Genomic DNA, 2,869 nt, shown 5'->3' on the forward strand with positions numbered 1-2,869 from the left:
GCGGCGTCACGCGCATCGGCGCCGATGGCCAGCAGCGCTTCATCGGCCAGCGCGCCGACGAGCGCTTCGCCACCGCCGCGCAGGCATCGACCGACGACGTGGAGGCCAAGTACACGCAGGGCACGCTGCCCAACGGCCTGGCCTTCGCCGCCAACGGCGACGTGCTGATCGCCAACTTCGGCACCGACCGGCTGGAGGTCATGACGCGCGACGGCCAGACGCGCACGCTGCACGACCGCATCGACGGCCAGCCGATTGGCAAGGTCAACTTCGTGCTGCGCGACACGAAGGACCGCATCTGGCTGACCGTGTCCACGCGCGTGAACCCCTGGACCGTGGCGGCGAGCAGCCGCGTGCGCGACGGCTATATCGCGGTGGTGGACGCGCACGGCCTGCGCGTGGTGGCCGACGGCTTCCACTTCACCAACGAGATCCGCTTCGACGCGCGCGAGGAATGGCTCTACATCGTGGAGACCACCGGGCCGCACATCAGCCGCATGCGGGTGGTGGAGTCGGCGCAGGGCGTGGGCCTGGCCGAACGCGAGGTGTTCGGGCCTTCGCACCTGGGCGGCTTTCCCGACGGCATCGCCTTCGATGCTTTCGGCAACCTCTGGTGCACGCTGGTGATGACCGACCAGTTGATCGCGCTCACGCCGCAAGGCGACCAGCGCCTGCTGCTCGACGACGGCAACCCCGAGGCGTCGAAAGTGCTGCTGGACCACATGAACGACGGCACGCTCACCGCCGAAGACATGCTGCGCGCGCGCGGCACGCTGGCGCCGTGGATGGCCAGCGTGACCTTCGGCGGCCCGGACCTGCGCACGGTCTACCTCGGCAGCCTGATGGGCACCACGATCCCGTACTTCACCTCGCCCGTGCCCGGCCTGCCGATGGTGCACTGGTAGCCCAAGGCCCTCGGTGTTGCCGAGGGTTTGTACGGGTGTACAACAATTTTGATCAAGCGTTCAATCCCGCCATGCCTGCCCGCAAGACCGCGCCCGCCCCTGCCCGCCGAAAAAGCGAAGCGCCGCCCCGCCCCGACCGGCAGCAGGCCATCCTGCTCGCGGCCGAGAAGCTGTTTGCGCAGCGCGGCTACCACGCGGTGACGATCCGCCAGATCGCCGAAGAAGCCGGTGTGCCGCTGGCCCTGGTGGCCTACTACTACGGCCCGAAACAGGACCTGTTCCACGCGGTCTTCGCGCACTGGAGCCAGACCATCGACGAGCGCCTCGAAGCGCTCGATGCCGCGTCGCACGACCCGGCGGACCCGCAGACCCTCACGCGCATCGTCGAGGCCTTCGTGGGCCCGGTGATCCGCATGCGCTCCAGCCCCGAAGGCCAGTACTACGCGCAGCTGGTGGGCCGCGAACTGGCCTACCACGGCGAGGAGTCCGACCGCGTGCTGCGCGACTTCTTCGACCCGATGGCGCACCGCTTCATCGACGCGCTGCACCACGCCCTGCCCCAGGGCAGCCGCGCCGACGCGGCCTGGGGTTACCAGTTCGCGCTGGGCGCCCTGCTGCACCATCTGGTGGACGTCCGCGTCGCGCGCCTCTCGCGCAACCAGAACAAGCCCAGCGACCCCGCCGCCGCCGAGCGGCTGGTGCGCTTCATCGTGGGCGGCCTGCGCGCCGCCCTGCCCGAATCGCCCCGGAAGAGTTCGATCACCCCACCCAGAAGGAGACAAGCATGAAACGTCGCACCGCCCTGGCCGCCCTGGCCTCCGTTCCCGCCGCGATGAGCCTGCCGGCTTTCGCGCAAGCCACCACCAAGATCGTGTTCGGCTACACCGCCGTGACCGACTTCGCCTCGGTGTTCGTCGCGGCCGAGAACGGCTACTTCAAGAAACGCGCGCTCGACGTGGAGCTCAAGTTCATCCCGATCAACTCCACCATCCCGGCCGCGGTGCAGGCCGACTCGCTGCAGATCGGTGGCCCCACGCCCAGCGTGTTCCTGCAGTCGGTCGATGGTGGCCTGGACCACGTGGTGGTGGCCGGTGGCGGCGTGACCTCCAAGACCATCACCGGCTTCGGCCTGGTGGCCAAGGCCGGCAGCGGCATCCGCACCGCGCAGGACTGCGTGGGCAAGAAGATCGGCGTGCCGGGTCTGGGCGCCTTCCTGCACGTGACCTTCCGCGGCTGGCTCAAGAACCAGGGCGTGGACTTCAAAAAGGTGAACTTCGTCGAAGCCTCGTTCCCGCAGCACGGCGACCTGCTGCGCGGCGGTTCGGTGGATGCGGTCGTGAGTGCCGACCCCTTCATGAGCCGCATCACCGACAGCGGTGTGGGCTACGTGGCCTCCTACTACTCGACCTTCCTGCCCGAGAACCAGCCCACCATCATCCACACCGCGCGGCGCGACTGGGTGGCGAAGAACCCGGCGGCCGCCAAGGCCTTCCGCGAAGCGGTGCAGGAGGCCGCTGGCTTCATGAACCAGCCGAAGAACAACGACGCCGTGCGCGCCGCCATCGGCAAGTACATCAAGCTGCCGCCCGAGGTGATCGCCAAGGTGCAGATCTCGCCGCCCGGCCCGGTCGTGACCGAGAAGCAGCTCACCTACTGGGTCAACCTCATGAAGGACCAGGACATGCTCAAGACGGTGCCCGATGTCGCGCGCCTGATCGCCAAGTGAGGCACGCCACGCCCCACGCGCCCGCACCGACCATGACCGACACCGTCCTGCACTTCGACCACGTGGCCATCGAGCTCGGCGGCCGGCAAATCCTCTCGCCCGTCGAACTGACGGTGAAGCGCGGCGAGTTCGTGTGCGTGATCGGTCCCTCGGGCTGCGGCAAGACCACCCTGCTGCGCGCCGCCGCCGGCTTCGTGGCGCCGAGCCACGGCAGCGTGCGCCGCAAGGGCGCGGCCAT

General features: G+C 69.0%; 4 protein-coding genes. All 4 read left to right on the forward strand.

Features of this window, described 5'->3' with window-relative positions; all coding sequences use genetic code 11:
* Window positions 1–905: SMP-30/gluconolactonase/LRE family protein (locus N878_RS16785; protein WP_021444764.1), on the forward strand; the 905-nt coding region annotated here is incomplete at its 5' end.
* Window positions 906–940: 35 nt separating this feature from the next.
* On the forward strand, window positions 941–1,693 hold the full coding sequence (locus N878_RS16790) for a TetR/AcrR family transcriptional regulator (protein WP_218186846.1): 753 nt from the start codon (window positions 941–943) through the stop codon (window positions 1,691–1,693).
* A complete protein-coding gene (locus tag N878_RS16795) occupies window positions 1,690–2,631 on the forward strand; it encodes an ABC transporter substrate-binding protein (protein WP_021444766.1) in 942 nt (313 codons plus the stop codon). Before N878_RS16790 ends, N878_RS16795 begins: the two co-directional genes overlap by 4 nt.
* 32 nt (window positions 2,632–2,663) lie before the next feature.
* Window positions 2,664–2,869: ATP-binding cassette domain-containing protein (locus tag N878_RS16800; RefSeq protein ID WP_031303332.1), on the forward strand; the 206-nt coding region annotated here is incomplete at its 3' end.

The sequence above is a fragment of the Pseudomonas sp. EGD-AK9 genome, assembly GCF_000465935.2.
In the GTDB taxonomy this organism is placed as follows: domain Bacteria; phylum Pseudomonadota; class Gammaproteobacteria; order Pseudomonadales; family Pseudomonadaceae; genus Aquipseudomonas.

What these genes read in the sequence shown, in the direction of transcription:
- N878_RS16795 (WP_021444766.1), top strand. Translation starts at nt 1,690, where the DNA reads ATGAAACGTCGCACCGCCCTGGCCGCCCTGGCCTCCGTTCCCGCCGCG.